Below are 23,955 nucleotides of genomic sequence, written 5' to 3'. Positions count from 1 at the left end.
GATTATTCTTTAACAATTTGAAAATCGAGAGGCAGAATCCATTTATCCCATAAATCCACTTCTTTGCCCTTATTTTTAGCTGCAACGTAGCGCACCATATTCGAAAAAACAAAAGCAATTTCATATTGTAGAACAGGGTGATTTATTTTTATTTCTGAATGCGCCTCAATGACTTTTACTTCGATTTCATTGTTTTTATTAATTCGAAAAACTACACGCATGGGTGTTCTCTCTTTAACTTTCTGAACAATGATTTTAGAGCTTTCCAATTCTTTAATTAAAATTTCTTTATATAATGGGTTGACATCATTTTCAACAATGAGTTCATACTCTATATCTTTATAGAAAAATTTTGGTTTTTCTTCAACATCCTTTAAAAACATTACCGTTCCATTTCTAAAATCGGGACAGTTTTTCTCCATCATTTCAAACGCAGCTTCATGATATAACAAAACAGCCTGATAAAAATGCTCACACGCATTCTCATTCTCACCCAGTTTCAATTCCGTAACTCCGAGATCATACCAGCAATTTTTATTTTCCGCATCAAGATGTACTGCTTTCGTATAAATTTCTTTTGCCAGCAAAAAGTTATTCTCTAAAAATGCTTTCTCTCCATCCATCAATAATTGTTTTACTTCAGGAGTTTGTGAAATACAGATTTGAGTAAGAAATAAAAACAGAAACTTAATTTTCATTTTTTTTTTATCTTTTGTAGTAATTCGAACACTTCTCCTTCACTTGTATCATATCTAATCAATCCTTCTTTTTTATCCCAGTCAAAGGATTTCAAGTAATAATTCCCTCCGTTACTCGTATTTACACCATCTTCAAAATGATAAACCAAATTATACCATGTATTTGTTGTTGTTAACTTCATTTTTTTTAATTTCAAAATATCATTTTGAAGATCTCCCTTTTGATTTAGACCAAAAAGACTAAAACTTGGTAAATAATTTACATCACTTTTGTCTTTGCTAATAAATACCTCTCCGCTGCAATACGGTTTATTATGACAACTATTAGATTTAATAGTCATAGACATTATATTAGGTTGTGTAGATCCTATACCATAGTAATTGCAATCTTTATTATTATGGGTTTCTATTTTTTCTATTACGACTAGCGTATCAATATTCCCCAAATTACTTTTAAAAATAATGGTTTCACCTTTATTATAAACTGAAAACCATTCTTTCTCAGAATACGTTAATTGTGTCTCAATGCATTTTTTACACGAATTTAAAAGCATTAAAAATGTAACATAGAATACAATAATTTTTATTTTTTTCATGTTATTTTTTAATTTGGAACTATTCTTAAAGCTGCAATCATTGCATCTATACTATGACCGCCAGAGCTTGTTCCATTTTGACTAACAAAATGCTTTTGCCCTCCTGCCGTTGTAAGGCCAGGAGTAACCATTTGTGCAATATTTAAAGGGTCATTCTTCATAATATAGGAATGGGTATCTGAAACAAAACCAGTTCCTAAAATTATAGCAGTAGCATAACTTAGTCCCGCAGCATTAAAAGTTGTAGCACTTTCTCCTGTAATTCTGGCATTAGCTTCAGCCATGCCTCCTCCCAATGAATGTCCTGCAAAGGATAATGCATCCCCAAACTGAGCTTTTAATATTTTTGCGTTATTCACAGACTGCTGATACTGCAACGAAATTCCGGCTGTTTGTAACGCATCGGCCGCGTAGTCTCCAATATCTCCCGGCTCAGTTCCAGCCGTTACATAACAATATTCCATTTTTCCATTCAAACCAACTTTTTCATATAATTGTGATTTAAATCCTGATTTTGGGTCATTGTACAGAACACCTGCAACTGGCTTAGAAATAGTCCAGTGTCCTAAATCATGAGCGCTAACTTTATCTCCATAAACTGCTTTAGACATTACAGCCGCTTCTAACACTGTCGGTTTATATAAACTGCCATGTAATGGCATAATGTACCATGACGCATTATTTGTTCCAGTGCTGGTTGCTACGGTACTGGCTGCCCCGCCACTTATCCCATTGCCCGAATTATCAACAAAGAGTGACATATTATTTATTACCATCCCTTTCGGTACTTTGCTTGGTCCCTTATAATTATTTTGCACTGTAACATTGTTTAATACTGTCCCCGGCAATTGAATAATATTATATTGTTGTGTATTTTGTCTTTGTCCTGTTGTTGTTAATTCATTATTCAAAAAATTAAAAACCTGATTATTGGTCACTACCCCTTTCTGTGAATCTAAAAATTGAAAAAAACGATCAATAGTTACTGAATCTTTTGTTGTTTTTCCATAATTATAACTAGTGTACCAACCACCTCCATATCCATTACTCAGAGTTGACGAGTTTAAATTATTTGTACCAGAACCAGCACTACCATTATAATAAGGAGAACCGGGAAAACTGCTTCCTCCGGCCCCTGTGATAGAACCGCTACCATACATACCGCCTCCAACAGCATTAGATCCGCCAAATCCTCCGTAATTAGATCCCGAAAAACTTGTTCCAAATCCAGTTCCGCCTCCACTAAGTGCCGGGGCACCGCCACCGCCGCCAAAACCATAATTTGCATCAGAACCTGTACCACTGCCACAGCCACCAATTATCTCTCTCATTTCATCTATTTCCAACATCCCGATAATGTCAGAAAACTTTATTTTTTTAAGACTTTTCATTTTTATAAGTTTTTAGTTAGATTTTTCAAATATATGAATATTTCCATAATTGTAGTATTTTTACTGTTAAAATAATATTTAATCAATAATTGCTTTTATAGACTTTACATGAATACCTAATTTTATCCTTCCAAAAATCAGATTCTCAAATTCAGCAGGGATCTTAAACAATTCATCTGTATCGAAATATTCTTCCAGTGCATCAAATAATTCTCGAATTGTTTTTTCAGTCTTTAAAATTTCCAAAATAACCAAATCAAGCTCATCAATATAAGTCAGCGAAAATTTGTTCTGGTCACATTCCGGAATTATTAGTGTACTAATCCCTGCACCTGATTTTTCAAGTTTAACAGATTCATGTAGCTTGTTATCCTTTTGTTTTTCAATGAAGGAACTCCAGTTAAAATCACTTTTAATAATTCTGTAATCGTCTCCTCGTACTATCTTTTTATTGTAGATATCACTTTTATCCTCAAACAGGTACTGAAAATAAAAATTTGCAAAACAGTCTCGGGCATACAAATAGTCTTTAGAAATAAATAAAAAGTCTATTTTTATAATGGAATTAATCCTGGAGTTAAATATTTCAAAATCTATAAATTGCTCTTTATTCAATATAATATTTCCAATTTCCTTTCTTAAATCTCGTTTAAAATCAAAACTTAGTGCCTTAACTGCTTCCTGTTTTTCAACTGCTACAGCATTATGATTTAATCTTATATATCTCTGAACTAAAAAGTCTTTGGTTGTGCTTTCCAAATTGTAATAATCATGATAAAGTATCACTTTATTCTTTTTAAACAAATCAATTATTCTGTAGTAATATTCAGGATAATCTTGTCGCAGCCTGGCAGCCATTTGTTTACAAACAAATTCATTCTTTTTATAATTGCCCAATAAATGCAAATATTGCTTTTCATAAGGGACTCTGGCGAAGTCACCAAATCCTTTGTATTGATTATCCCCAATTGTCTCCGAAAGAAGTACATTCACTTTTTTGTTATATTTCCTGGCAAGACAATAGAAAAGATATTGCTCAAAAAAAATATTAAAACCGGAAACATTAATTTTGGAGAGATTGAGGATGTTTTTATTTACAAATTCAAATGCTTTTGAGGTATATTCTTTAAAAAATGAAATATCACTACCCCCAAATATTCCGGCATTGTAAGCTAAAATCGGTTTGCTGGATTTTCTCTCCTTTTGAATTTCATCAGGAAAATAATTTAATGCAGATTCTAAAGAAATCATTATTTTCTCATAGTAATCGGTTGCTGCCTCTTTGTTTTGGGTTACTAGTTCCGAACTCAATAAGCTATCTTCAAACTTTTTCCAAATAAATACATCGCCATCGACATGCAAAAAGGGTTTTTCCTGTTTTGAATAAGAGTGAATTTTAGGCAATGCCCAAAGTTGGGGGTGGTATTTGTTTAGTATATCTAAATTACAAACTACATCACTATAAGGCAATTCTAAAGTATCTATAAGCAATTTTCTGTAAGCGCTATCACAATACAAAACAAGTTCAGGATAATATTGCTTTAACTGCAAACAACTTAAAGTCCAAGACATTAAGTTATACTCCGGAGATAGCCATCCCGAGTTATTCCTTAATAAATCCGGCTTATTACATGCCCAGGCACTTTGAATGATTCTCATTTTTTAACTATTTGTCAATTATTTTAGTTCTTGTAAAACTGTATTTAAGTGGTATTGATTTTAAGGTCCTTTGCCTGGAACAGGAAGTTTTAAACTGGTTCAAATGATAAAACATAACTTCAAACAACTGTTTATAAATTAAGATCCCTCTTTCCCATTCAATATTTCCCGGCAGGCCTTCTATAATTACAAAATCGAAAAAGGCTTTTAAATGAGATTCTTTTTCTTCCTTCTTTACAACATAAGTCATGCTTTCTATGGGGTTGTGTATTTCTAATATCGAAGTTCCTTTCTCTAATTCTTTAAAAAGAAAATTACATTCGTCAAAGCAAAAATGGGTTGGATCACTTAAAACCATTTTATAATCTTTGCTTTTCATAAACAAGCGATTAACATATTCCTTATTCCTAAATAAGCAAAACGAACCTGTTATATAATGATAATGGCTGCTGATGACATCATACTGTTTTAAGATTCTTTCGGTCATGAAAGTTCGGATTGATCCAAAAACGATATCAAGATCACTAAAGCCCCAAAAATGAAACAAAAAGCCATAAGCCGGCTTAAAATCGCATAATTTATAGGGGTAGTCAATGTTTACGGTAAATCCAAGTTTTTCAGAAGCTAAAATTTTTATTTCGTGAAGGGTTTTGAAAACAATCTTAACATTTTGCGGCTTATTTTTAATTTCTTCTACATTGTCTGTTATGATATAAAAATCAATACTTGGATTAAAAGAACAGGAATGTAAAAAATAGGGAAAGTACCACGGATAGGCTCGGTACCAGCAGGTAAGACTTGCTATGGAAGTAATTTTTGGCATAAAAAAAATTATTACAATTTTAAAAACAGTGATTCTCTATTACAGCCTTAAAATTTAAAACTGTCTTTGTGGTATCAACTTGTTTTTGAAAATGGTAATAATTTTCAATTTCAAAAATAAGAAAAAAAATCAATAAAAAAGATTTTTCCTACTATTTCATTTAAGGCTTCGGATATCTTTTCTTAATATTCCTAATTAATTCTTCCAAACCGTTTAGTTTTAGCTCGTAGATAAGTTGTAATTGCTGGCCCAGTTCTCCTTTTGGAAATCCTTTGTTCTGATACCAAACGACATAATATTCGGGTAGATCGATTAAGAAACGGCCTTCGTATTTCCCGAAAGGCATTTTGGTATGGGCTAATTTTATGAGAAGTTTACTGTCTTGTTCCATTTTTTTTAAAAGAAAAAAGAAGCAAGAGAAGAGAATATAGATGGATTCCCTTTCTTGCTTCTTGTTGGTACAAAGCTATTATTATTTTTTATTTTTTGCCAGTTTTAAAAATAGTTTTCAGTCGCAGTCTCAGTTTACAGGGAGAGCCAACTGATCACTGCGACTGTGACTGAGACTGTACACTGAGACTGTACACTGAGACTATAAACTAACACCTAATAATGCCATCTCACGAAAGCTTCCATCGCCGCATAGGTCGCTAAACCTAATTCCTGATATAGGGCCGCTGTTTCTGCATTTCGGTCTTCGGCTCTTTGCCAGAATTCCCTGGCGTCGGTGCCCTGAAAAACAACACCATCTTTTTGTGACTGGTGTTTGAAGATTCCGTGACGTTTTGCCAGCACCTGATCAGGACTCATAGGTACTGCCATTTCGACTTCGTCAATGCCCCATTCCTGCCATGCACCACGGTACAGCCACAACCAGCAGTCGTCCATAAATGATTTTGGTTTTAAGGCTTTTACGGCTTCAAAAATGGCATCCAGACAAACTTTATGTGTTCCGTGCGGATCGGCTAAATCGCCGGCCGCGTAGATTTGGTGCGGTTTGATTTTTTCAATTAAATCAATGGTCAGCTGAATATCTTCCGGGCCGATTGGCTTTTTCTCGATGGTTCCGGTTTCGTAAAACGGCAGTTCCATAAAATGAATCTGATCGTCTGTTAAACCTACAAAATGACTTGTGGCTCTCGCCTCGCCTTTTCTGATCAGTCCTTTGATGTAACGTACTTCCGGAATGTCTATTTCGCTGTTCTTTTTATTCTCCAGAAAAGTTTGTGCCTTTTGGTAGATCGTATCGGCTTCGGCACTTTTGATGCCGAATTTCTCATTGTAGTCAATCACGAATCTTGCAAAACGTAAAGCCTCATCATCGGCAACAGCAATATTTCCGGAGGTTTGGTAGGCCACATGCACTTCATGTCCCTGCTCCTGCAGACGCATGAAAGTTCCTCCCATACTAATGATATCATCATCAGGATGCGGACTGAAAATCAGTACACGTTTTCTGGCCGGTTCCGCTCTTTCCGGACGATTGGAATCATCGGCATTCGGTTTTCCGCCTGGCCAGCCTGTGATGGTATTTTGCAATTTATTGAATATTTTGATGTTGATGTCATATGCCGGACCTGAATCAGCCAGTAAATCGCTCATTCCGTGTTCAATATAATCGGCATCGGTGAGCATTAATATTGGTTTTTTAAGCTGAAGTGCCAGTCCTAGAACGGCTTTACGGGTTAACTTATCGGTCCAGATTACTTTTTCTACCAGCCACGGTTTGTTAATTCTGGTAAGTTTCGAAGAGGCTTCCTTATCCAATACAAAAACGGCATTGTCATGTTCCTGCAAAAAGGAAGCGGGTACCCTGTTCGTCACTTCATCTTCTACTGATCTTTTTACCACATTTGCTTTTCCTTCTCCCCAGGCGAGTAAGATGACTCTTTTGGCTTCCATGATTTTCTTTACCCCAAGTGTGATTGCTGTTCTTGGTGTATTGCTTAATCCGAAGAAATCTTTACTTGCGGCAACTCTTGTAATGTGATCTAAAGCGACCAGACGTGTTTTAGAGTTTTGTAATGAACCGGATTCGTTAAAACCAATATGTCCGTTTCCTCCAATTCCGAGAATCTGCAAATCGATTCCGCCCAAAGCTTCAATTTTAGCCTCATAATCATGGCAATAATCGGCAATTTGTTCTTTGGTTAGAAGTCCGTCCGGAACATGGGCGTTTTCAGGTAAAATATCGACGTGGTCAAACAACAATTCTTTCATAAAACGAACATAACTGTTGATGGAATTCGGTTGCATCGGATAATATTCATCCAGATTGAAACTGATGACGTTTTTGAAACTCAATCCTTCTTCTTTATGTAAACGCACCAGTTCCGCGTACAATCCCTTTGGAGAAGATCCTGTGGCAAGGCCCAAAATACAAGGTTCACCACTTTTTTGTTTGGATTGGATTAAAGCTGCAATTTCCTGAGCTACTGCTTTTGAAGCATCTCCTGAATTTTCAAAAACAACCGTATTGATGTTTTCAAATCGTTTCTCAAAACCTGTCGCTTTGTCTATTTTACTTTTTAACATGATATAGTTTTTTATTTTTCTAATTGTGGTTTTCAAATTAAATTTTATTTTTCACTGGCAAAATCTCACATCAATACACCGCTAAAAAATTAGCAATCAGAATTATACAAAGATAAAATCTTTATAAAAGCAATTCAGTAAAATTTAAAATTATTGATTTGAAGCAGAATTTGGAAAACCTTTTTTATCCTCTTATAAAAAAAATCCAAAATAAATATTGAAAACCGAATCTCATTTCGGTTTCAAAAAAATTGCATTATTTTTGCATTAAACTGCATTTTTTTTGCAAAACAAAGATAATACATTATATTTTTACTGACCAAAATTAGGTATGAATATTTTGTTAATTTTTTTTAAAACAAAAAAGCCGTCAAAATAGTGACGGCTTTTCATATTAATTTCAGATGATTACTTCCAGTTAAAAGTAATTTTCTTTTCGATATCTGTATTAAGACTCAAAAACACCGGACAGGTCATAGCAGCACGTTCCAGAATGGTTCTGCTTTTTTCATCTTCAGTACCTTTCATTTCGAAAACAATTTCAATGGCACCAATTCGTCTTGGTTCGGCATTCATTATTTTCGTTACTTCAGCAGTTGAGTCGTTCAGGCTGATTTCCATATCACGGGCTTTTATCCCCATAATAGTCATCATACAGCTTGCTAAAGCATTGGCCACTGTATCTGTTGGAGAAAATGCTTCTCCTTTTCCGTTATTGTCTAATGGTGCATCAGAAATGATTTCACTTCCTGACTGCACATGAACTGATTTGGTTCTTAAATCCCCTAAATAGGTTACTTTTGATGTCATTAATTGGCTACTTTTAAAGTTAAGTCTGAATCGTAATATAAGATGTACACTCCTTTATTGGCATGTCCGCCATCTTCTTTTTTGTAATATTGAAATTTATTGTCAACCTGTTCTGTTGTCAGTAAATCTGTTGTTTCCTGATAAGTTTTACCCTGCACCAGACGCATCATCGTATCAAAAGTAACATCAAAACCGCGTGTCGCATATGTATTTGGGTTTACTTTATTTTTAAGTCTGTATTCTTTTTCAAAGATCAAAACTGCCGGATCGTTGCTTTCGCGGGTTACTGACGGGTACATTAATTTCAGTTTCACAAGGCTTTCAAAACTAATTTCATCTGTATCCAGCGTACTGTTCGGTTCTAAAATCACCAACTGCACCTGACAGGTTTTTTGTGCATCCAGCAAAGCTTTTATGGTTGTTTTCACCATGGCGGTATTACCGGTTTCCATCACGACATAATTCATTCTGTTTGGCAGTAAAAGGCTTTTTAAACTGGCAACATCCAGACCGCCCGTTTCCGATAAGCCAGCAAAAACAACTCCTTTTTGGTTTTGTTTGATATAACTGATTACTGATTCTTTTTTCTTGTCTACAACAGCAACGATGTTTCCGTTTTTAGATCGCATATAATCAAAAACTGCACTTCTGACCACATCATTTGTTGGAATGGACTGGTATAAATTATCGATCGGGTTTGCGGTATCTTTTGACAAGGGCGAGATCACAGGTATATTGTATAAACGTAATGAATTGGCCGTGCTTTCTGCATTACCTTGATAAAATGGCCCTATAACCGCATTTGCTCCCTGTAATTTATTCTGAGAAATTAAAGTCGAAACATTTGAAGTGCTTTTTGTTTCCTGAGAATCAAAAATACTAACATCGATGGGTAATTTTAAAACTTTCGCGGAGTCAATCGCCATCATGGCCCCTGCATAAAAATCAAGCGTCATATTCAGAAACTTATCATTTTTGATTCTATTGGCAGAACTCATGGTATCCGACTGCATTTTTGCCAGGTTAAAAGGCAGCAATAAAGCGAGTTTTTTGCGCTCGTTTTGTCCTCTTACTTTCGTCAGCTCCACTACTTCAGGATCTGCAGAAACGGTTTCTGATTTTACTTTTTCAAGAATTTTAATCCCTCCTGAAGATGAATTGTCGATTGGTTTTTCAACGGTTTTTTCAACCTGTTGTGGCTGCTGCTGTGCAATAATCGGTGCAGGTGCCAGGAATCCAGATGGAACTTTCAAAACCATTCCTTCTTTTACACCTTCCGCAAGTGATGGATTCAATTCTGTTAATTCGGCCTGTGTTAACTGAAACGTTCTGGATAAACTGTACAAAGTTTCCTTTGGTTTTACCTGATAGTCCATATAAGTAGTGCCTTTTTTTACAGCCTCATCTGCCTTTTTAGTCTCTGCAGGTTTCGATGTATTTGAAGCTACAGCTGCATTTGTATCTGTTTTTGGAGCCGTTCCTTTAATGGTTACACGATATCCTACCGGCAAACCGGAAACAATTTCAGGATTGCGTTTTTCTAAATCTTCAACAGTCGTTTTATATTCTTTTGCAATTGAATATTTGGTTTCTTTTGGTAAAACATCGTGATAAACGTACTTTTCCGGACCGCTTTTGGCCGTTTTACCCGTTGTCGATGCACCCGCTTTTATGGCAGCTCCTTTTGAAGGAATAGTAAGCGTCTGGCCAATTTGCAAGCCATTGGTTACCAAAAATGGATTTGCCACTTTTAATGCTTCGTCAGAAATGCCATATTTTTTCTCTATTCCAAAAAGTGTTTCCTTTGGCTGCACTTCATGTGTAGTTGTTTTTCCCGGCGCATTTCCTTTTACGGCTGCTGATTCTGTTTTACCTGAATCGGGTTTGCCAGCTTTAGTCGGAACCAATAAAACGGTATTGGGTGCAATTCCTGCACGTGCGTCAGGATTTAATTTGTAAATATCGTAAGGCGTTACCTTAAATTTCTGAGCGATCTCATTGATCGTTTCTCCACTTGAAACCTTATATTTCACCACTTTTTCCTGAGAAAAAGCAGAACAGGTAACTAAAAAAACAAGAGAGAATAATGTAAAATAATATTTCATAATAGGACTTAAAAACAATTTAATTTATTTCAAAAACAAGTTACTCATTTTGTCAAAGCAAGATTCAGGCCACTTGTTATTTTTTCGATTATTATCTCAGATCAATTTCAACCTTGGCAATAATAATGTTCTTATATAACTCATCTTCTTCATTTTTCTTGCATTCATATAAAACTTCTTCCATATTTTGGTACTTATCAGCGTAAACATAGTACGAAAGGCTGTTTATATTAAAGAAAAAACTAGCGTTAAAATCACCGGAATCAATGAGTTTCATAATCAGCTTATCTCTCGGTGACGCATCGGTAAATATACCTAAAACTAAGTAATAGCCGTTTGAAACTTCTTTAAGATTATCATAAACTTCGATCTTGACATTCTTTTCGTTTTTAAACGGGTTTTCTTTCAGTTCCCGTTTCATTTCTTCAAGCGAAACCAATTTTGAAGCGGCCGCCGGATCTGTTTTTTGATTCTTAATGGCTTCGTCCTGGTATTTTTTTAATTTCATTAAAGCCACTTTATCATCAAATTTTCTGGCTTCCATACTGTAATAGGTCGCTTTGCTGATATGGCGTTTGATTTCAATGGTTTTCTGTGTATCAAGTGAATCAATTTTTGCAATTAACAACTGATTTTGCGCGTCGCCCTGTTCCTGCTCTATTTTGTACCGTTTTATTTCGTCAAGCGAAAGACGCTGCTGTAAGGAAGTGACGTTGTTATTTTTTTCGCTTTCACGGATTTTCTTTTTGTACTCCTGATTTTCCTCGAGTGCGATTCGTTCTACCTTGTTCATTAAACCGGCATACGCTTTTCGGTTTTCTGCCAGTTCTTTCTTAAGCTGTGAAGATAAATCACTTGTTTTGCTGATGCTTTCGTACGATTGTTTCTCCAATCGTTTGGATTCATCCACATTCAGCACATCCATTCTTTTCAATTCAACCAGATCATTGTTCATGGTATTGACCAGCGAATCTAATTTGGCCATTAAAATATCCTGCACATTTTTATTGGCTTCCAGGACCAGACGCAATTTCTCCACCGAATTTTCTTTGGAACCGTTCATATCATTCAGATTTACTTTCAAATCATTGATTTTTATAATCTTCTGATTCATTTCTTTCTGAATGACCAATCGGTCTTTTAAGTCTTCTAATTCTACCGTTTTCGCTTTTCCTTTTTCAACCACCACTTGTTTTTCGGCCAGGGCCAGCATCAGTTCTTCACTTTCATTAGCGGGCTTGATTTCCTTTGTATTGATAGCCAGTTTGTTTCCAACCACCAATCCGTTTACGATTTCAGGATTTTGGGATTCTAACTGCTCTATTGAAATTCCGTATTTTTTGGCTATCGAAAATTTCGTTTCTTTGGGTTCTGTCACGTGAAAAACAGTTTCCTGATTGATGACGCGAAATCGTCCGTCCAGTGTTTTTCTTTTATTTGGAATTGAAATGGTCTGACCAATCTGCAATCCGTTATGAAGGAGCTCTTTGTTTAGGTTTTCCAGGTCCTGAACCGAAACATTATATTGTCTGGCAATGCTGAACAAAGATTCTTTGGCAGCAACCAGATGGCTTGATTTTGAAGAAGCTGTAATTTCAGTTTTCGAAATATTTGCAGCAGGTGACGGGATGCTTAATTCCTGGCCGATCTGAAGTCCGCCGGCAAGAATGGGGTTGGCATTCTGAAGCGCTTCAACCGAAACATTGTATTGTTTCGATAATCCGAAAAGGGTTTCTTTGGCACCAACAATATGAGTAATCTGCTGGTTTGATTTTTGTTTTTCTGCTGCGTGAACAGGAATCTTAATAATTTGATTGTCCTTGATACCGCTTTGCGATTCGGGGTTGAGTTTGTAAATTTCTTCAACAGAGACCTTATATTTCTGGGCAATAAAATAAGCAGTTTCTCCTTTTTGAATTTTGTGTTCAATAATTGAATCTTGCGCAGTTATTCTGTTAAAAGACAAAATAAAGACAAGAGAAATCGTTAAAAGTTCTCTCATAAATAGTAGGTTATAAAAAATTAAGGCGTTACAAATGTAACGCCTTAATTTGAAAAAATAGTACTATTCCCATTCAATTGTTGCAGGTGGTTTTGAACTTATATCGTAAACCACACGATTTACGCCTTTTACTTTGTTGATAATGTCGTTTGAGACTTTCATTAAGAAATCATAAGGTAAATGAACCCAGTCAGCGGTCATACCGTCTGTAGATTCAACAGCTCTAAGCGCTACTACTTTTTCGTACGTACGCTCATCGCCCATCACACCAACACTGTTTACCGGAAGCAGAATTGCTCCTGCCTGCCAAACTTTGTCGTATAATCCCCATGATTTTAATCCGTCGATAAAAACGGCGTCAACATCCTGCAGAATCTGAACTTTCTCAGGAGTGATATCCCCCAAAATTCTAATAGATAATCCTGGCCCCGGGAAAGGGTGTCTTCCTAATAACTCAGGATCTATTCCTAAAGTAGCGCCAACTCTTCGAACTTCGTCTTTAAACAACATTCTAAGCGGTTCTACAATTTTTAATTTCATATAATCCGGCAATCCACCCACATTATGGTGTGATTTAATCGTAGCCGATGGTCCTTTCACAGAAACCGATTCGATTACGTCAGGATAAATAGTTCCCTGCGCCAGCCATTTTACATCTTCTATTAAATGTGATTCATCATCAAAAACTTCGATAAATACACGTCCGATGGTTTTACGTTTGGTTTCAGGATCACTAATTCCAGCCAATTCACCTAAGAAACGGTCTCCGGCATCTACTCCTTTGACGTTCAGTCCCATTCCTTTGTACTGATCCAGTACATTTTGGAATTCGTTTTTACGAAGCAATCCGTTATTTACAAATATACAATATAGGTTTTTACCGATAGCCTGGTGTAATAAAACTGCCGCTACGGTAGAATCTACTCCGCCTGACAATCCTAAAACCACTTTATCATTCCCTAATTTCTCTTTCAATTCTCCCACCATCTCCTCTACGAAAGCATTTGGTGTAAAGTTTTGAGGAACTTCAGCAATATCTACTAAAAAGTTTTTAAGCATTTTTGATCCATCTGTAGAATGGAAAACTTCAGGATGATACTGAATGGCATAAGTCGTTTCACCTTCAATTTTATAAGCTGCGTATTCTACGTCATGCGTGCTTGCTAATTTGACAGCATTGGTTGGAAGCGCTTTGATGCTATCGCTATGGCTCATCCAGACCTGGCTGTTTTCTGAAACGTCGTTAAAGAAAACTTCGTCTTCCTTAATATACGATAAATTAGCCCTGCCGTATTCTCTGGTGTTTGAAGCCGCTACTTCTCCGCCACTAAAGTGTGCTAAATATTGTGCTCCGTAACAAACTGCCAACATAGGAAGCTTGCCCCGAATTTGAGATAAATCAGGATGTGGCGCATCTTCTGCACGAACAGAAAAAGGGCTTCCTCCTAATATTACGGCTTTATAAGGTGATAAATCACTAGGAAAGTGATTGTAAGGGAAAATTTCGCAGAATATATTTAATTCGCGAACTCTACGCGCAATAAGCTGTGTATATTGCGATCCGAAATCTAAAATAAGTACGTTGTGTTGCATGCGCAAAAATACTTTTTATATTCGAATTTGAAAAATGGAATTTTGATTTTTTTCTAAAAAAGGTTCTAAGGTACTGAGTTTCTAAGGTTCTGAGATTTTGGTTGCTGAAAAAAGAAAAAACTTAGCTCCTTAGGGCCTTAGAAACTCAGTACCTGTATAACTGCACCTTTAAAAGAAAAACAGTTTACAATAACGGCAATATTCTTTTTCGTATCATTTCTGAGTCATCCCTCCAGTCATTCCCATTGTTATCTTTCCAATTTGTCACTATTACCACTTCTCCTTTATTATTAAGCAGTATGTATTTTGAATAATCATCTACATTTTCAAATTCTTTTGGTGTAATTTCTTTGACAAATTTTTTATTTTTTTCACTTCTTTTCACGCCATACGATTCATCTTTGAGAATGACGATTTTAATATCGTCTTTTATTGCTTTAAGATAATCAATCGCTTCTTTAGTTTTTTCATTTTCTTCTGCTTCAACTAACAAGACATAAAAATTTACATTATTTTCAGTAGAAAATTGAATCGCATTTGGTAAATGTAACCGACAAGGTTTACACCAGACTCCAAAAGTAAAAAACAAGGTGTTTTTTTTATCTGAATTTTCTGCAATACATTTTATATCCTTAATATCTATTGCATAAATTTTCTCTTTTTTAGAAAAACTTAAATTACATTTTTCCTGTGCTGCAGAAAAAAAAGTGATTATTAAACAACAAATTAGAATTCCTGTTCTCATGGTTTCATTGTATTTTTTATAAAAAAATAGTTGGTGAAAATTTTAAAATGTATCCTCTTTCGAATATGATTTTAAAAAAAACACCAACTATTCCTGAATCTGTTATGCTTAATCTAAGTAAATTCTATAACCTCCAAAATCTCCTAAAGACTTGTCGTATGTATAATTTCCGCTATGGAAAACCAGATTTTTACCAGATTTTAAATTTAAGCTAAAATCCTTATCAATCTTAAAAGTGATCGCGCTGCCGGGAATGTCTGACGGAACACTTTCAGCTAAAAGAATATCTATATAATGTTTATTCGTTTTTGCATCAAACTCTAATATAGTAGAACCTCCATTTTGAGGTACTGAATATTGTTTTGAAGATTTTCCTTCTAATTCCGGAACTTCTATAATTGGCGGATCTATTGGAGCTTCTTCAATAGGAAACCATTCTGCATTACAAAGTCCCCATCCTCCACAATTTTTACTGGCTCTGCCCCATTCGTCCCATTGAACAATGATGATATCTCCTTCTGCTTTTTTTCCTGCTAAACTGGTACTAATCCTGTCATTTGCATTTAAAAATTTTAATCGGCCTGCAATTGAATTTTCATCAATACTCGTAGCGGAATCACTGTCTTTTGAACAGGAAATAAATGCGATTGTCACGATAAAAAGGGTTACTAAACCTAATTTTATTTTGCTCATAGTGGTATTTTTTTGAGAATAAGTTTGTTTTTTAACGTTTTTACTTATTCAGATTAATAATTATTTTGTTTTTGGTTAACCGCTACAAATCTTAACATAAAAAATAAATTTATAAGAATTAACTTTAAAAGTTAACAAAAATTTAACAAGTTGTGTTTGTCAGATAAATTACTGAAAAAATGTTTTTTAGCTGTGTAGAGCATTTATAAATTTTTACAGCTCTGAAATAAAAAAAAGTGAAATCATAACACCTCAGAAACTTAGTACCTTCACCAAAAACCAAATCCCTCAAAAAATCGTATTTAGAAAAAACTATACTCATGAAATCCAAATCAACTGCTCTTTCTCTTTTCCTGTTCTTATTCTTAAATTCTTGTAATGCTGTTGATGATTTACTGACTTTTACCATTTCAAATACCGCATCCATTCAGATCAAAAGCACTGCGCCGATTAATTTGCCTTCGGAGATTTTAACTCCGGACGTGACGACAAACTCCTCCGCTGAATTTAAAAACAATAATACAAAAGCAAGTCTGGTAAAAGATGTAAAGCTGAAATCACTTCAATTAACCATTACAGATCCGGACGGAGAAAGATTTAAGTTTTTAAAATCGATTCATTTATACATCTCAACAACTAATTCTGATGAAATAGAACTGGCCTATCAGGATAACATCAATTCGACAGCCAATACGATTGATCTGATTAGTACAGATGCACGATTAGATCAGTACATTAAAGCGGATCAATATAAAATCAGGACAAAAGTTACGTTAAAAGAAACCCTTACAAAAGATGTGACACTGAAAGCAGATATGAAGTTTAGGGTCACTGCGGATCCTTTTTGATTTTTTTCTAAAAAAGGTTCTGAGATTTTAGTTCATTAAAAAAAGAAAAAAGCTTAGTAACTTAGGGCCTTAGAAGCTTAGCATCTCACTAAAAAAACTACTCTCTGGTCACTACAATTGAAGCTTTGAAACCGGCTGCAAGATTGTTCCAGTAATCATTTGTGATTAATACGCCTTTGTCATCATATACGCGGATTTCGGCGGTATTGCCACCTAGTGCTCCTATATTTAAGGCTTCGAAGTCCAGTTTATTAAAGCCGGGTGTCAGATTAATTTTTACTTCCTGAAACTCGGAATCTAACAATACCTGGCTTTTAACCACCTGATCATTGTTGGAAACCTTTACCAAATCGCCATCGATAGCACCAAAATCACGGAATTTCACTATAAAAAAACCGGCCTTCGTTTTGAAATCACCCAGAGAGATATTTTTCTTAACCAATTCTCCCCTGCCTTCTCTGAGCCCTTCCGCTTTCAACGCCTTATCAAGGTCTTTCTCCATTTTGGCCACATAACGATCTCCGGGATTAGCAAAATCAGTTTCGGTTGACATGGTAAATTTGCTTTTCTCCTCTCCTATCTGAAGTTTGGATTTTTGGGTTATTGTGGTATTGTCAAAGACATTGGGCGTCTTGATACTTGGAATATCTGAGTTTTCTCCCTTAGGATCTTTAACTTCCGGAAGTTTTTTTGGTTTTGCACTAAATTTCGGAGCAGGAATACTCTTGAATTTGGTACTGAATTCAGTTTGGGCTGATACTGTTATAGCAGTAAAGAATAATATGAAAAATAAAATGTGCTTCATTGAAAAAAGTATTATCGAATAAGCTTTTATGATTATTATAGAATTAAAGTATAGCTTCACAAAAATAGCATAATTTAAACAGGCGCTACAACTTTAAGAGTTTTATAACAATATATTAGGCTAATTTTTGGAAAACAAAAAACCTGCCAGAAATAAATACCAGCTTTTATTTTTTTTTTACAGTTCCTTATTTCAAAAATATAGCATTTTGATAATTAGCAACTTATTCCTAACTTCAATGTTTTAATTTTCATTTAGCAAAAACCTATCAAAATGGATTATATAGACTATTATAAAACATTAGAAATTACAAAATCTGCCACTGAAGCCGAAATAAAAAAAGCCTACCGAAAAGCTGCCAGAAAATACCATCCCGATCTGAATCCGAATGATAAGGAAGCAGAGAAAAAGTTCAAGGAAATAAACGAGGCCAATGAAGTTTTAAGCAATCCTGAAAATCGAAAAAAATACGATAAATACGGAAAAGACTGGAAACACGCCGATGAGTTCGAAAAAGCAGGATACGATCCTAACCAGCAACAATATTCCAGACAGCAACAGGGAGGCAATCAAGGGTATACTGACTTTGGCGGCGATTTTTCAGGCAGTGATTTTTCCGATTTCTTTAATTCCATGTACGGATCTTCAGAAAGAAGTTCCAGAGGGCAGGCAAAGTACAGAGGACAGGATTTCAATGCCGAATTACAACTGGATCTCGCCTCTGCTTACACTACGCACAAACAAAATCTTACCGTTAACGGTAAAAATATCCGGATTACCATTCCGGCCGGAGTCGAAAACGGACAGATTATCAAAATTCCGAATCATGGTGCACCCGGCGCCAATGGCGGACCAAATGGCGATTTGTACATTACGTTTTTAATCGATAATGATTCTGAATTCAAGCGGGAAGGAAACAATTTATATGCTAATGCCGACCTGGATTTATACACCGCTATTTTAGGCGGAGAAATCTATGTGAATACTTTTGATGGAAAAGTAAAAATAAAAGTTCCTGCCGAAACCCAGCCCGGCACCAAAGTAAAACTAAAAGGAAAAGGATTTCCGGTGTATAAAACAGACAATCAGTTTGGGGATCTGTACATTACGTATACCTTAAAAATTCCGGCGAAATTGTCTGCAAAAGAAAAAGAATTATTCGAAGAATTAGCTAAATTAAGAAATCATGAATAGTAAAGACTTAATTCAAATAAAACAGTTTTGTGTCTATCACGAGATTGAAAATACCTTTATAACCGAACTGCACAATTATGGTCTGGTAAAAATTATAATTCTGGAAGAAGATGAATATTTACATCCGGAACAACTGCCTTCTGTCGAAAAAATGATTCGCCTGCATTATGATCTTAAAATCAACTTAGAAGGTATCGATGTTATTGCCAACCTGTTAGACAAAATTGAAATATTACAGCAAAACCTGACGGCTACCCAAAATAAACTTCGACTTTACGAACAGCATCAAATCGAAGAATAAAGGAAAACCTGTGAGTCAGAATATCACAAAAAAGAATCATTTACGAAGGGATTTCAAGAGAATAACACTCTTTATCAACGGCATATTTTCTAAATTGCACCAAAATTAACTAACCCGGATTTTGACTTAAAAAAATAAGAAAATTCGATAAAACAGAAGAAATGAAAAGAGAAAACATCTTAACAGGATCTCCCTGGGAGGACAAAATGGGATATTGCCGTGCGGTACGAATTGGCAATATCATTGAAGTTTCAGGAACTGTGGCGATTGTTGACGGTGATAAGGTAAAAGCCAACGATGCTTATGCTCAAACCTTTAATATCCTGGAACGTGTTGAAAAAGTGCTGGAAGATTTGAATGTCGGAATGAAAGATGTCATCAGAACCCGAATTTTTACCACTGATATTACGACTTTTGAAGACGTAGCACGAGCACATTCTTCTTTTTTTAAAGATGTAAAACCTACAACTGGTTTTTATGAAATCAGCAAACTGGTGGCTCCTGAATATTTAGTAGAAATTGAATTTACAGCTGTTGTGCAGTAAGTTTCTTTCTTTTGCCTCTAATCACACGAATTTTCGCTAATTTTTTTTGCCACTGATTAAAGGATTAAAATGATTATTCCATTTTTTTCGTGATTATTAATACTCTAATTCGTGGAAATTCGTGAAATTCGTGGCTAAAACTTTTTGAAATACTTAGTATTTTTTCTTTTGCCACTAATCACACGAATTTTCGCTAATTTTATTTGCCACTGATTAAAGGATTAAAATGATTATTCCATTTTTTCGTAATTATTAATACTCTAATTCGTGAAAATTTGTGCAATTCGTGGCTAAAAAAACTTTTTGAAATACTTAGTATTTTTTCTTTTGCCTCTAATCACACGAATTTTCGCTATTTTTTTTGCCACTGATTAAAAATATTATTTAATTTCTTTAATTAATAATACTTTAATTAGTGAAAATTAGTGAAATTCGTGGCTAAAAAACTTTCCGAACTGATTAATGAACTTTCAAAACTCAAAACAAATACTTTTTACAACAGTCAAATGGTTTTTCATTTGCCTTTTAATTGGTATTTTGTCCGGATCTGCCTCAGCTTTTTTTCTTGTTACGCTGGAATGGGTGACGCACTTTAGAATTCAGCATAACTGGATTATCTGGCTTTTACCTCTCGGCGGATTACTGGTTGGATTGACTTATTACTATTGGGGAGAATCGGTCGCAAAAGGCAATAATTTATTGTTGGAAGAATACGAAAGTCCCAAAAAAACAATTCCTTTTAAAATGGCTCCTTTAGTGCTGCTGGGAACTTTACTTACGCATTTATTTGGAGGCTCAGCAGGTCGTGAAGGTACCGCAGTACAAATGGGAGGCGCTATTGCCGACCAGTTCACCAAGCTTTTTAAACTCGATATTTCCGAGCGAAAAATTTTAATCATCCTCGGAATCAGCGCAGGTTTTGCCTCTGTCTTCGGAACACCTCTGGCAGGTGCCATTTTTGCTTTAGAAGTGGTCTATTTTAGTAAAATCAACTTAAAAAGTATTTTTCTGTCTTTTCTGGTGGCGTACGCGGCTTATTTCACGGTTGAATTCTGGCAGGTTAAACACACGCATTACAACATTCCTGAGGTTCCTGAAATCAGTCTGACCACTCTTTCTTATACCATCATCATTAGTATAGTATTCGGATTTGCGGCCTTATTATTTTCGAGAACGACTCATCTTTGGGGTTCTCTTTTTTCAAAATACATCAAATATCCTCCGCTGCGTCCGTTTGTGGGAGGAATCTTTTTAGCCATCGCCATAGCGGGTTTCGGCTTTACAAAATTTTCCGGATTGGGTGTTCCGGTAATTGTCGATTCTTTTTCGACTGCCAATCCGTGGTATGATTTTTTACTTAAAATTTTATTTACCGGTTTTACATTGGGCGCCGGTTTTAAAGGCGGTGAAGTGACTCCGTTATTCTTTGTCGGTGCTACTTTAGGAAGTGCCTTATCACTTGTTGTGCCCATGCCGATTGCACTTTTGGCCGGAATGGGTTTTGTAGCAGTTTTTTCGGGCGCCACCCACACTCCTATTGCCTGCACGATTATGGGATTAGAATTATTCGGACTTCAACCCGGACTTTTTATCGCTATTGCCTGTACCGTTGCTTACTTTTCTTCAGGCCCTGTAGGGATTTATAAGTCTCAAATTGTAAGGGGGGCTAAGTATAAATTGTATCGAAAATTAAATTCCAATTTTTAAAATCCAAATTCCAAACCTAAATCTATATCTCATAACCCAAAACTCATAACTCACAACTCATAACTCCTAACTTTATAAAAGTGTGTTAATCTCGAAAATGTTTTCAGCATTACATTAAAAAAATGTAAATTCGCACACTATGAAAATACAAGATATTCAGGCGATCCAATTGTTGCTCGCAACCCCAAAGAAAATCGCTATAATTCCGCATAGAGGTCCCGATGGTGATGCCATGGGTTCTACACTGGCTTTATACCACTTTTTATTGAAAAACAATCATCATCCAACGGTGATTGCTCCAAACGATTTCCCTGATTTCTTAGCCTGGTTACCGGGTTCTGAAACGGTAAAAATATTTGAAAAAGATACCGAAAACTGTACTAAAATATTAGAAGAAGCTGAAATCGTTTTTACACTTGATTTTAATGCTTTTCACCGTACAGGTGAAATGGAACATACTTTAGCAAAGCTAAAAGCGCCTTTTATAATGATCGATCATCATCAGAAACCGGATGATTATGCGACTTATATGTACTCCGACACTTCGTTTGGTTCTACCTGTGAAATGATCTATAACTTTATTTCGTTTTTAGGCAAAAAAGAAGACTTGGACAAAACCATCGCTACCTGTATTTACACCGGAATACTGACCGATTCAGGTTCTTTCCGTTTTCCGAAAACTACCGGAAATACGCATCGGATTGTGGCTGATCTAATTGATTTAGGTGCCGAAAATACCGAAATTCCGGTTTTATTATTTGATAACAGCTCGTACAGCCGCTTACAATTATTAGGTCGTGCTTTACAGAATATGAAAGTATTTGAAGAACACAAAACCACTTATACGACGCTGGCTCAGAGCGAACTGGACGCCTTTAATTACATAAAAGGCGATACAGAAGGAATTGTGAATTACGGATTAAGCATAAAAGGAATTAATTTTACGGCTATTTTTATAGAAAATAAAGACGAGAAAATCATCAAAATTTCCTTTCGTTCGCAGGGGGGATTTGATGTAAATCAGTTTGCAAGAGATCATTTCAACGGTGGAGGACATACCAATGCTGCCGGCGGAAGATCGGAAGTTTCGATGGAAGAGACCGTTAAAAAGTTTGAAGATTTAGTAACTAAACTAAAAATATAACCTACTATGAACTACTTAAAACTAAGCATTTCTGCGTTGCTTTTTGCCGTTTTATGTGTTGGCTGCAAACAGCATGAAGAAGCCAGAAGACCTATTTCAAGAGCTTCGGGCAGTTTCATGAAAAAATCGGCCGACCGGAATAAAAAATTAGTGGCCAGTGAAGAAGATGTGATTAAAAACATCATCAAAAGCAATCCAAAAGTAAAGTATTTTGCTTCCCGAAAAGGATACTGGTATTCTTATGAAGAACAAAATACCGCTGATACTTTAAAACCAAAAAGAGGAGATATCGCTTACTATAATTTAGAAGTAAAAGATATAAAAGGCAAAGTGATTTATGCCGAATCAGAATTGGGCCCGCAAACCTATTATGTTGACAAACAGGAAATCATGATGGGATTACGTGACGGCATTAAACTGATGCACAAAAACGAAACTGTCAACTTTTTATTTCCATCCCACATGGCGTATGGCTATCACGGAGACAACAAAAAAATCGGAACCAATCAATCCCTGATTTGCACAGTTACCCTTCGTAATTTTGTTCCTGAAGAAGCACCTGCGACAACCGTTCCGGGAACACAAACGCCAAAACCGGCAGCTACAAAACCTGCAGCTGCAAAGCCGGAAGTTCAAACTAAAAAAGACACTGTAAACCCATAAAACAACATTTAAAAAATGAAAAAGAGTATTTTAATATTACTATTAGCCGCTACCTCGTTTTATTCCTGTAAAGACAAACACAGTGACCTTCCGGATGGTTTGTACGCTGAAATTGAAACAAACAAAGGAAGTATTATTGTAGAACTGGATTATAAAAAAGCACCTGTTACCGTGGCCAATTTTGTAACACTGGCTGAAGGTAAAAATGAATTTGTAACGAAGGAAGATCTTAAAAACAAGCCTTTCTACAACGGACTAAAATTCCACAGAGTTATTGAAGATTTTATGATTCAGAGCGGTGATCCGTTAGGAACAGGTTCTGGTGACACCGGATATAAATTTAAAGATGAAATCAGTGATTTAAGATTTGATAAAGGCGGTGTATTAGCGATGGCCAATAACGGTCCCGGAACAAACAGCAGCCAGTTTTTCATTACTCATGTTGAAACACCCTGGTTAGACGGCAAACATACTATTTTCGGTCATGTAGTTGATAAAGGAATGGAAGTGGTCAATAAAGTGGTACAAGGTGATAACATTGTCGCAGTAACGATTATCAGAAATGGTGAAGCCGCTAAAAAGTTTGATGCTGTAAAAGTATTTCACGACTATTTTTCTGAAATCGCAAAAGAAAAAGGAAAATTTGCAGGAGTTCAAAAAGATAAAGTAGCTTACTACGCTTCCTTAAAACCAAAAGCGACCAAAACAAGTACTGGTTTAGAATATGTTATTACTGAAAAAGGTGCAGGCAAAAAACCGGCAACGGGAACTCAAATATACATTCATTATGCAGGATTCCTGGAAGACGGAACTTTATTTGATACGAGTATTGAAGATGTTGCTAAAACCTACGGGAAATTCGACCAGGCAAGAGCTGAGGCTAAAGCCTACCAGCCACTTCCTTTTCAGGCAGGTCGCAAAGACGGTATGATCCCGGGATTTATTGAAGGAATCGAAAAACTTTCTTTTGGTGACAAAGCGGTTCTTTTCATTCCATCGCATTTAGCATATGGACAAACAGGTGCCGGAGGAGTTATTCCGCCAAACGCGAATATCATTTTCGAAATCCAATTATTAGAGAAACCACAATAATTAATA

The 23,955-nt window shown here is 35.7% G+C and carries 22 protein-coding genes; 8 read left to right on the top strand and 14 right to left on the bottom strand.

The window, feature by feature from the left end:
* Positions 1 to 2 precede the first annotated feature (2 nt).
* The 13 genes from D0817_RS03675 to D0817_RS03615 all read right to left on the bottom strand — a co-directional run bounded on the left by D0817_RS03675 (position 3) and on the right by D0817_RS03615 (position 15,650).
* On the bottom strand, positions 3 to 698 hold the full coding sequence (locus D0817_RS03675) for a tetratricopeptide repeat protein (RefSeq protein ID WP_127337050.1): 696 nt from the start codon (positions 696 to 698) through the stop codon (positions 3 to 5).
* Positions 695 to 1,294, bottom strand: coding sequence for a hypothetical protein (locus D0817_RS03670; protein ID WP_127337049.1), 600 nt, complete (start codon positions 1,292 to 1,294; stop codon positions 695 to 697). Before D0817_RS03670 ends, D0817_RS03675 begins: the two co-directional genes overlap by 4 nt.
* Positions 1,295 to 1,302: 8 nt before the next feature.
* Positions 1,303 to 2,685: a Tle-like phospholipase domain-containing protein gene (locus D0817_RS03665; protein ID WP_127337048.1), complete on the bottom strand. Its 1,383-nt coding sequence runs from the start codon at positions 2,683 to 2,685 to the stop codon at positions 1,303 to 1,305.
* Between the two features lie 78 nt (positions 2,686 to 2,763).
* Positions 2,764 to 4,344, bottom strand: a complete 1,581-nt coding sequence (locus D0817_RS03660) for a DUF6734 family protein (protein WP_127337047.1) — start codon at positions 4,342 to 4,344, stop codon at positions 2,764 to 2,766.
* A 7-nt stretch (positions 4,345 to 4,351) separates the two neighbouring features.
* Positions 4,352 to 5,167, bottom strand: a complete 816-nt coding sequence (locus D0817_RS03655; RefSeq protein WP_238160812.1) for a DUF6625 family protein — start codon at positions 5,165 to 5,167, stop codon at positions 4,352 to 4,354.
* Positions 5,168 to 5,327: 160 nt separating this feature from the next.
* The gene (locus D0817_RS03650) at positions 5,328 to 5,558 is read right to left on the bottom strand and encodes a DUF3820 family protein (protein WP_127337046.1); all 231 of its coding nucleotides are present in this window, start codon (positions 5,556 to 5,558) and stop codon (positions 5,328 to 5,330) included.
* A gap of 215 nt (positions 5,559 to 5,773) precedes the next feature.
* Entirely contained in the window at positions 5,774 to 7,702 is a 1,929-nt protein-coding gene (gene nagB, locus D0817_RS03645; RefSeq protein WP_127337045.1) for a glucosamine-6-phosphate deaminase, read from the bottom strand.
* A gap of 408 nt (positions 7,703 to 8,110) precedes the next feature.
* On the bottom strand, positions 8,111 to 8,512 hold the full coding sequence (locus D0817_RS03640) for an OsmC family protein (protein ID WP_127337044.1): 402 nt from the start codon (positions 8,510 to 8,512) through the stop codon (positions 8,111 to 8,113).
* Positions 8,512 to 10,617, bottom strand: coding sequence for a LysM peptidoglycan-binding domain-containing protein (locus D0817_RS03635; RefSeq protein ID WP_127337043.1), 2,106 nt, complete (start codon positions 10,615 to 10,617; stop codon positions 8,512 to 8,514). The genes D0817_RS03640 and D0817_RS03635 overlap by 1 nt, the downstream gene beginning before the upstream one ends.
* A gap of 91 nt (positions 10,618 to 10,708) precedes the next feature.
* On the bottom strand, positions 10,709 to 12,619 hold the full coding sequence (locus tag D0817_RS03630; protein ID WP_127337042.1) for a muramidase family protein: 1,911 nt from the start codon (positions 12,617 to 12,619) through the stop codon (positions 10,709 to 10,711).
* 63 nt (positions 12,620 to 12,682) lie between these two features.
* A complete protein-coding gene (guaA, locus tag D0817_RS03625; protein ID WP_127337041.1) occupies positions 12,683 to 14,212 on the bottom strand; it encodes a glutamine-hydrolyzing GMP synthase in 1,530 nt (509 codons plus the stop codon).
* A 184-nt stretch (positions 14,213 to 14,396) separates the two neighbouring features.
* Positions 14,397 to 14,957, bottom strand: coding sequence for a thioredoxin family protein (locus D0817_RS03620; RefSeq protein WP_127337040.1), 561 nt, complete (start codon positions 14,955 to 14,957; stop codon positions 14,397 to 14,399).
* 108 nt (positions 14,958 to 15,065) lie between these two features.
* On the bottom strand, positions 15,066 to 15,650 hold the full coding sequence (locus D0817_RS03615) for a hypothetical protein (RefSeq protein WP_127337039.1): 585 nt from the start codon (positions 15,648 to 15,650) through the stop codon (positions 15,066 to 15,068).
* Between the two features lie 320 nt (positions 15,651 to 15,970).
* Between D0817_RS03615 and D0817_RS03610 the strand changes: the two genes are divergently transcribed.
* On the top strand, positions 15,971 to 16,498 hold the full coding sequence (locus tag D0817_RS03610; RefSeq protein ID WP_127337038.1) for a hypothetical protein: 528 nt from the start codon (positions 15,971 to 15,973) through the stop codon (positions 16,496 to 16,498).
* Positions 16,499 to 16,595: 97 nt separating this feature from the next.
* Here D0817_RS03610 and D0817_RS03605 read toward each other — a convergent pair whose 3' ends face one another.
* Entirely contained in the window at positions 16,596 to 17,303 is a 708-nt protein-coding gene (locus tag D0817_RS03605; protein WP_127337037.1) for a hypothetical protein, read from the bottom strand.
* A gap of 273 nt (positions 17,304 to 17,576) precedes the next feature.
* Between D0817_RS03605 and D0817_RS03600 the strand changes: the two genes are divergently transcribed.
* The 7 genes from D0817_RS03600 to D0817_RS03570 all read left to right on the top strand — a co-directional run bounded on the left by D0817_RS03600 (position 17,577) and on the right by D0817_RS03570 (position 23,949).
* Positions 17,577 to 18,497 (top strand): DnaJ C-terminal domain-containing protein, encoded by a 921-nt coding sequence (locus tag D0817_RS03600; protein ID WP_127337036.1) that lies wholly within the window; start codon positions 17,577 to 17,579, stop codon positions 18,495 to 18,497.
* Positions 18,490 to 18,798: a chaperone modulator CbpM gene (locus D0817_RS03595; protein WP_127337035.1), complete on the top strand. Its 309-nt coding sequence runs from the start codon at positions 18,490 to 18,492 to the stop codon at positions 18,796 to 18,798. Before D0817_RS03600 ends, D0817_RS03595 begins: the two co-directional genes overlap by 8 nt.
* A 161-nt stretch (positions 18,799 to 18,959) precedes the next feature.
* Entirely contained in the window at positions 18,960 to 19,343 is a 384-nt protein-coding gene (locus D0817_RS03590) for a RidA family protein (protein WP_127337034.1), read from the top strand.
* A 462-nt stretch (positions 19,344 to 19,805) separates the two neighbouring features.
* On the top strand, positions 19,806 to 21,050 hold the full coding sequence (locus tag D0817_RS03585; RefSeq protein ID WP_127337033.1) for a chloride channel protein: 1,245 nt from the start codon (positions 19,806 to 19,808) through the stop codon (positions 21,048 to 21,050).
* 139 nt (positions 21,051 to 21,189) lie between these two features.
* A complete protein-coding gene (locus D0817_RS03580; protein WP_127337032.1) occupies positions 21,190 to 22,194 on the top strand; it encodes a DHH family phosphoesterase in 1,005 nt (334 codons plus the stop codon).
* A gap of 6 nt (positions 22,195 to 22,200) precedes the next feature.
* On the top strand, positions 22,201 to 22,857 hold the full coding sequence (gldI, locus tag D0817_RS03575) for a gliding motility-associated peptidyl-prolyl isomerase GldI (RefSeq protein WP_127337031.1): 657 nt from the start codon (positions 22,201 to 22,203) through the stop codon (positions 22,855 to 22,857).
* 15 nt (positions 22,858 to 22,872) lie between these two features.
* On the top strand, positions 22,873 to 23,949 hold the full coding sequence (locus tag D0817_RS03570; protein WP_127337030.1) for a peptidylprolyl isomerase: 1,077 nt from the start codon (positions 22,873 to 22,875) through the stop codon (positions 23,947 to 23,949).
* The last annotated feature ends 6 nt before the right edge of the window (positions 23,950 to 23,955 follow it).

The organism is Flavobacterium cupreum, from assembly GCF_003996965.1.
Lineage (GTDB): Bacteria > Bacteroidota > Bacteroidia > Flavobacteriales > Flavobacteriaceae > Flavobacterium > Flavobacterium cupreum.
This window is presented reverse-complemented; position numbering and strand designations above follow the sequence as displayed.